Source organism: Actinotalea ferrariae, assembly GCF_019733465.1.
In the GTDB taxonomy this organism is placed as follows: domain Bacteria; phylum Actinomycetota; class Actinomycetes; order Actinomycetales; family Cellulomonadaceae; genus Actinotalea; species Actinotalea ferrariae_A.
Genome location: NZ_JACVQL010000081.1, coordinates 39195 through 45975 on the forward strand (window position 1 = coordinate 39195; position 6781 = coordinate 45975).

General features: G+C 73.4%; 8 protein-coding genes. 6 read left to right on the forward strand and 2 right to left on the reverse strand.

Going from position 1 to position 6781, the window contains the following annotated elements:
* The first annotated feature begins 23 nt into the window (after positions 1–23).
* Positions 24–1535 carry an arabinosylfuranosidase ArfA gene (arfA, locus tag ICW40_RS07295; protein WP_221653166.1) on the forward strand — a complete coding sequence of 504 codons (1512 nt, stop codon included), beginning with the start codon at positions 24–26 and terminating at the stop codon, positions 1533–1535.
* Positions 1532–2581: an arabinan endo-1,5-alpha-L-arabinosidase gene (locus tag ICW40_RS07300; protein WP_221653167.1), complete on the forward strand. Its 1050-nt coding sequence runs from the start codon at positions 1532–1534 to the stop codon at positions 2579–2581. Before arfA ends, ICW40_RS07300 begins: the two co-directional genes overlap by 4 nt.
* Before the next feature lie 48 nt (positions 2582–2629).
* Here the strand turns inward: ICW40_RS07300 and ICW40_RS07305 are convergent, their stop codons facing one another.
* Positions 2630–3403, reverse strand: a complete 774-nt coding sequence (locus ICW40_RS07305; protein ID WP_308121689.1) for an HAD family hydrolase — start codon at positions 3401–3403, stop codon at positions 2630–2632.
* A 203-nt stretch (positions 3404–3606) separates the two neighbouring features.
* Here ICW40_RS07305 and ICW40_RS07310 point away from each other — a divergent pair, with 203 nt between their 5' ends.
* Positions 3607–3876 carry a glutaredoxin family protein gene (locus tag ICW40_RS07310; protein ID WP_221653168.1) on the forward strand — a complete coding sequence of 90 codons (270 nt, stop codon included), beginning with the start codon at positions 3607–3609 and terminating at the stop codon, positions 3874–3876.
* An 11-nt stretch (positions 3877–3887) separates the two neighbouring features.
* Positions 3888–4514 (forward strand): redox-sensing transcriptional repressor Rex, encoded by a 627-nt coding sequence (locus ICW40_RS07315; RefSeq protein ID WP_308121687.1) that lies wholly within the window; start codon positions 3888–3890, stop codon positions 4512–4514.
* Positions 4515–4729: 215 nt separating this feature from the next.
* Here ICW40_RS07315 and ICW40_RS07320 read toward each other — a convergent pair whose 3' ends face one another.
* Positions 4730–5287, reverse strand: coding sequence for a YceI family protein (locus ICW40_RS07320; protein ID WP_221653170.1), 558 nt, complete (start codon positions 5285–5287; stop codon positions 4730–4732).
* Between the two features lie 161 nt (positions 5288–5448).
* Here ICW40_RS07320 and ICW40_RS07325 point away from each other — a divergent pair, with 161 nt between their 5' ends.
* Positions 5449–5964, forward strand: a complete 516-nt coding sequence (locus ICW40_RS07325; RefSeq protein WP_221653171.1) for a MarR family winged helix-turn-helix transcriptional regulator — start codon at positions 5449–5451, stop codon at positions 5962–5964.
* A gap of 57 nt (positions 5965–6021) precedes the next feature.
* Positions 6022–6684, forward strand: a complete 663-nt coding sequence (locus tag ICW40_RS07330; protein WP_221653172.1) for a histidine phosphatase family protein — start codon at positions 6022–6024, stop codon at positions 6682–6684.
* Positions 6685–6781 lie beyond the last annotated feature (97 nt).

Consider the following 6781-nt stretch of genomic DNA (forward strand, 5'->3'; position numbering starts at 1 on the left):
GCCACAGCCCTGCAAGGAGAAGCATGCGCACCGCGTCCCTGACCCTCGACCCTGCCTTCACGGTCTCGCCCGTGCACCGGCGCACGTTCGGCAGCTTCGTCGAGCACCTCGGGCGGTGCGTCTACACCGGCATCCACGACCCCGAGCACCCGACCGCGGACGAGGACGGCTTCCGCAAGGACGTCATCGAGCTCACGGCCGAGCTCGGCGTCAGCACGGTGCGCTACCCGGGCGGCAACTTCGTCTCCGGCTACCGGTGGGAGGACGGCATCGGGCCGGTCGACCAGCGGCCCGCGCGGCTGGACCTCGCCTGGCACTCGACCGAGCCGAACACGGTCGGCGTCGACGAGTTCATGCGCTGGACCCGCCGGGCCGGCGTCGAGCCGATGATGGCGGTGAACCTCGGCACGCGCGGCGTGCAGGAGGCGCTCGACCTCCTCGAGTACTGCAACGTCGAGGGCGGCACCTACTGGTCCGACCTGCGCCGCGCGAACGGGACCGAGGCGCCCCACGACGTGCGCATGTGGTGCCTGGGCAACGAGATGGACGGGCCCTGGCAGATCGGCCACAAGACGGCGCACGAGTACGGCCGCCTCGCGGCGGAGACGGCGCGCGCCATGCGGATGATCGACCCGCGCCTCGAGCTCGTCGCGTGCGGAAGCTCGAGCTCGGCGATGCCGACCTTCGGGGAGTGGGAGGCCACGGTCCTGGCGGAGACGTACGAGTTCGTCGACTTCGTCTCGGCGCACGCCTACTACTTCGAGACCGACGGCGACCTGGCGAGCTTCCTCGGCTCGGCCATCAACATGGACCACTTCATCGAGGACGTCGTCGCGACCGCCGACGCGGTGCGCGCCGCCAAGGGCCTGAGCAAGCGGATCCACATCTCGTTCGACGAGTGGAACGTCTGGTACCAGCACGCGACGCCGTCCGTGCCGCCGAAGGACTCGTGGCCGGTGGCGCCCGTGCTGCTCGAGGACCACTACAACGTGGCCGACGCCGTCGTCGTCGGGAACCTGCTCATCTCGCTCCTGCGGCACAGCGACCGCGTGCAGGCCGCGAGCCTCGCGCAGCTCGTCAACGTCATCGCGCCGATCATGACCGAGCCCGGCGGGCGCATCTGGCGGCAGACGACCTTCCACCCGTTCGCGCTGACGTCGAAGCACGCCGTCGGCGAGGTGCTGCGGGTGGAGCTCGCGACGCCGGCGCACGACACGGCGAAGTTCGGCGAGACGCCGCTGGTCGACGCGGTCGCGACCCACGACGCCGAGACGGGTGCGCTCGCCGTCTTCGCGGTCAACCGCTCGCTCACGGAGCCGCTCGTGGTCGCGGTCGACACGCGCGCCTTCGGCGGCGCCGAGGTCGTCGAGGCCGTGACCCTCGCCAACCCGGAGGACCCGTACGCCCGCTCGACGGTCGACGACGACGCCTCGCTCGCCCCGCGCGAGAACGCGACGGCCCGTCGGGACGGCGACGTCGTGCACGTCGAGCTGCCGCCCGTCTCGTGGACGATGCTCCGGCTGGCCACGCGATGACCGTGCGGCCGCCCCGGCCCCTCCTCGCCGGGGCGGCCGTCGTCGCCGTCGTCGCCCTGGCCGCGTGCTCCGCGTCGGGCTCGGAGGCGGGCTCGCAGGCGGGCTCCGCAGCGACGTCCGCGACGGCCCTCGACCTCGGCGGCGACCTGAGGACGCACGACCCGGCGCTCGTCGCGGGGGAGGAGGGTGAGCCCTGGTACGTGTTCTCCACGGGCGACGAGCGCGAGGGCGGTGGGTCGGTCCAGATCCGCACCTCGCCTGACGGCCACGAGTGGACGTACGCCGGCACGGTCTGGGATGCCGACGACGCCCCCGCGTGGGTGGCCGACGTCGTCCCGGGCGTGAAGAACTACTGGGCGCCCGAGGTCTACGAGCACGACGGCACGTACTACCTGTACTGGTCGGCGTCGACGTTCGGCAGCAACACCTCCGTCATCGGCCTGCACACGAACACGACGCTCGACCCGGAGGACCCCGACTACGCGTGGGTCGACCGCGGCCCCGTCGTGGCGACGACCTCCGGCGACGACCACAACGCGATCGACCCGGGCATCGTCGAGGACGCGGACGGAACGCCGTGGATGGCGTTCGGCTCGTTCTGGAGCGGCATCCGGATGGTCGAGCTCGAGTGGCCGTCCGGCCTGCGTGCCGACCCGGAGGCCGAGCCGCTGCGGATCGCCGACCGCGGCGCACCGCCGAACGCGATCGAAGCGCCGTACGTCGTGCCGCGCGACGGCTGGTACTACCTGTTCGTCTCGAAGGACGGGTGCTGCAAGGGCGTCGCGAGCACGTACCGGATCGTCGTCGGGCGCTCGCGCGACGTGACGGGCCCGTACGAGGACGCCGAGGGCCGGTCGATGCTCGAGGACGGCGGCACGGCGGTGTTCGCCACGAACGGGCCGATGATCGGCCCGGGCGGGCAGTCGGTCTCGCGCGACCACCTGGCGTTCCACTTCTACGACGAGCGGCTCGGCGGGGAGTTCCAGCTCGCGATCCGCGAGCTCGCGTGGGTGGACGGCTGGCCCGTCGCGACGACGTCGGGCTGAGGTGGCGCGGCGCCCAGACCGCCCAGCCCGTTCGGCCCGTTCGGCCCGTCAGCCGCGCAGCTGGCGGCGCGCGGCCCGCAGGACGAGCCCGAGGACCCAGGCGCCGCCCGCCCAGCTCGCGGTGAGCATGCTGCGCCGGGCCGTGGTGCGCCGTCGGCCGCGGAACTCGCGCACGGGCCAGCCCACCTCGCGCGCGTGCCGGCGCAGGCGCGCGTCCGGGTTGATCGCCACCGGGTGGCCGACGGAGGAGAGGATCGCGACGTCGTTGGTGGAGTCGCCGTAGGCGTAGCACCGCGAGAGGTCCAGGCCCTCCTGCCGCGCGAGCGTCGCCACCGCGCTCTCCTTCGCGCGGCCGTGCAGCAGGTCGCCCACGAGGCGGCCGGTGTAGAAGCCGTCCCTGTGCTCGGCGACCGTGCCGAGCGCCCCCGTCACGCCGAGCCGGCGGCCGATGAGCTCGCCGATCTCGACCGGGCTCGCGGTGATGATCCACACCTGGTGCCCGGCCTCAAGGTGCCGGTTGAGGAGGGCCTGGGTGCCCGCGAAGATGCGGAGCGAGAGCACCTCGTCCCAGATCTCCTCGCCGATCGCGGCGATCTCCGCGACCGACTTGCCCGCGACGATCGAGAGGCCGCGGGAGCGCACCTCGTCGATCTGCTCGGCGTCCTCGCCGAAGAGCAGGTACTTGGCCTGGATGAACGCGAAGCGCACGAAGTCGCGATAGCCGAAGAACCCGCGCCGGCGCAGGCCCACGGCCAGGTGGAACGCGCTCGCGCCGCGGATGATCGTGTTGTCGAGGTCGAAGAACGCCGCGACGCCGCCCACCGGCCGGTCGGACGCGGGGGCGTCCTCGTGCCGTGTCGTCGGGCTCGTCGAGAGGTGGTGGTGGGCCGCCGCGGCCGCCTGCCCGGACTCGACCTCGGAGGGCACGCCGGACGCGTCGGGCGGGAGCGCCACGTCCGGTGCGCCGACGGAGGGAGTCGGCTCTGCCACCCGGCCACTGTAACGACTCCCCTAGGGTTGGCCTCATGGGTGGTCAGGCCGACGAGCGGGTGGTCCTCTACGTCCGCGAGGGCTGCCACCTGTGCGAGGCCGCGCGCGACGTCGTCGTCCCGCTCGCGGCCGAGGCGGGCACGCGCGTGCGCGAGGTCGACATCGACGCGGGCCCCGATGCGGCCGAGCTGACGGACCGGTACGGCGAGCTCGTGCCCGTCGTCACGGTCGACGGCGTGCAGCAGGGCTACTGGCGGATCGACGCCGGGCGGGTGCGCCGGGCGCTCGCGGGCGGGCGCGGATGACCGCTCGGCCCGTGCCCGCGTCCACCGTGGCGCGGCTGCCCATCTACCTGCGCGCGCTCGAGCAGCTGGCCGACGGCGGCGTCGAGCGCACGTCGTCCGGCGAGCTCGCGGAGCTCGCGGGCGTGGGGCCGGCGCAGCTGCGACGCGACCTGTCGTTCCTCGGCTCGCACGGCGTCCGGGGCGTCGGGTACGACGTCGAGCACCTGCAGGCGCAGGTGGCCGCGGCCCTCGGCGTCACGGGCGACCTCGCCGTCGTCATCGTCGGCATCGGCAACCTGGGCCACGCGCTCGCCAACTACGTCGCGGGCGCGGGCAAGGGGTTCCGCGTCGCGGCGCTCGTCGACGCGGTCCCCGAGGTGGTCGGCACGACGGTCGCCGGGCTCGTCGTCGAGCACGGGCGCGACCTCGAGGCCATCGTCCGGCGCGAGCGCGCGACGCTCGCGGTGCTCGCGACGCCGGCCGACGTCGCGCAGGAGCTGTGCGACCGGCTCGTCGCGAGCGGCGTGACGGGGATCCTCACGTTCGTCCCGCGCGTGCTCCAGGTGCCCGACGGCGTCGACCTCCGCTCGGTCGACCTCGCGACCGAGCTGCAGATCCTCGCCTTCCACGAGCGCCGCAAGGACGCCGCCCGGGGGTGACGGGGCGCTCCCGGAGAGACGGCTGTGCAGGCGCGGCCGTGCAGAGAGATGGCTGTGCCGGGGACATGGCTGTGCCGGGACACGGCTGTGCAGAGATCGCTGTGCCGGGACACGGCTGTGCCGGGACACGGCTGTGCCCCCTGCCAGGGGGCGGGCAGGGGGCACAGGTCCGTGGGCGGGCAGAAGCCCGCTGGTGCGGCGGAGGCCGCGAGGGGTCAGGCCTTGATGGCCTCGATCTCGAGGGAGACCTTGACCTTGTCCGAGACCAGCACGCCGCCGGTCTCGAGCGCGGCGTTCCAGGTCAGGCCGAAGTCCTTGCGGGAGAACTCGGTCTTCGCCGAGAAGCCGAGGCGCGCGTTGCCGAACGGGTCGGTCGCCGCGCCGTTGAACTCGACCTCGAGCTCGACCTGCTTGGTCACGCCGTGGATGGTGAGGTCGCCGACGACGACGTACTCGTCGCCGCGGGCCTCGACCGCCGTCGACGTGAAGGTCCACGTCGGGAAGGCCTCGACCTCGAAGAAGTCAGCGCTCTTGAGGTGGCCGTCGCGGTTGGCGTCACGCGTGTCGACCGTGGCGGGGTCGAGCGTCGCGGTCACGGACGACGACGCGAGGTCCTCGCCGATCGTGATCGCGCCGTCGGTGATGGCGATCGTGCCGCGCGTCTTGGAGATGCCGGCGTGGCGCACCGTGAACGACGCCGAGCTGTGCGACGCCTCGATGGTCCAGGTGCCGGTCGTGACGCCGGCGGGAAGGGTGGTGGTCGTGGTGCTCATGAGTGTCTCCTCTGTCGTGGCGATGTCGGACGATGCTCATTTGGTTGAACCATCAAGCACCTCGTTGATATTTCTACTACACTCGGGGACGGGGCACAAGCGTTCGTCCGACATCCGTGACACCGGGCGTGGGACGCTCGTCACAGACGGAGGGAGCCACCATGACCACGACCGACGCCGCACCTCGCGCGGCCGTGCCCGACGAGTCCGGCGAGCCCGTGCGCTGGCTCACGGTCGAGCAGCAGCGGGCGTGGCGGTCGTACCTCTCGGGCACGGCCCGGCTCACCGAGGCCCTCACGCGACAGCTCGAGCAGGACGCGGGCCTCTCGCTCAGCGAGTACGAGATCCTCGTCCGCCTGTCCGAGACGGACGGCCGCACGCTCCGCATGTCCGAGCTCGCGTCGTCGCTCGTGCACTCCCGCAGCCGGCTGACGCACACCGTCTCCCGCCTCGAGCGCCGGGGCCTCGTGCGGCGCGAGAACTGCCTCGCCGACGGCCGCGGCGTGAACTGCGTCATGACCGACGGGGGCTACGCGCTCCTCGTCGACACGGCTCCCGGTCACGTGCGCGCCGTGCGGGCGAACCTCGTCGACCTCCTCACCGACGACCAGATGCTCGCGCTCGGTGCCGCGATGGCGCGCATCGCCGAGGGGCCCGCCGACCCCGACGAGGGGTGAGCGGGCGCACACCCCGCACGTGACGGGGCATGCGCCGTCGTACGGGACAATCGACCCATGCCGACGACCACCGTCCACCTCATGCGCCACGGCGAGGTGCACAACCCCGACGGCGTCCTCTACGGGCGGCTGACCGGGTTCCGCCTCTCCGAGCGCGGCGTGGCCATGGCCGAGCGCATGGCCGACCACCTCGCGGGTCGCGGACCGCTCGGCGAGGCCCGCCGCGACGTCGTGCACGTCGTCGCCTCGCCGCTCCAGCGCGCGCAGGAGACGGCGACGCCGATCGCGGCCGCGTTCGACCTGGACATCGCGACCGACGAGCGGCTCGTCGAGGCCGCGAACCACTTCGAGGGGCGCACCTTCGGCGTGGGCGACGGGTCCCTGCGTCGGCCGGCGCACTGGCCGTACCTGTGGAACCCGTTCCGGCCGTCGTGGGGCGAGCCGTACCGCGAGCAGGTCGCGCGGATGCTCGCCGCCGTCGCCGCCGCGCGCGACGCAGCCAGCGGCCACGAGGCCGTCGTCGTCTCGCACCAGCTGCCGATCTGGGTGACCCGGCAGTCCCTCGAGGGGCGGCGGCTGTGGCACGACCCGCGCAGGCGCGAGTGCTCGGTCGCGTCGCTGACGTCGCTGCACTACGACGGCGACCGCCTCACCGGGATCACGTACACCGAGCCCGCGGGCGACCTCCTGCCGCAGGCGAAGACGGTCCCGGGCGCCTGATGACCGGCCCGCTGCGCCCCGCCGACCCGCGCCACCCTGCCGGTGACGCCGATGCCCGGCGCCCTGCCGTCCGGCGCGGCGTCGCCGGGCGCGCGGT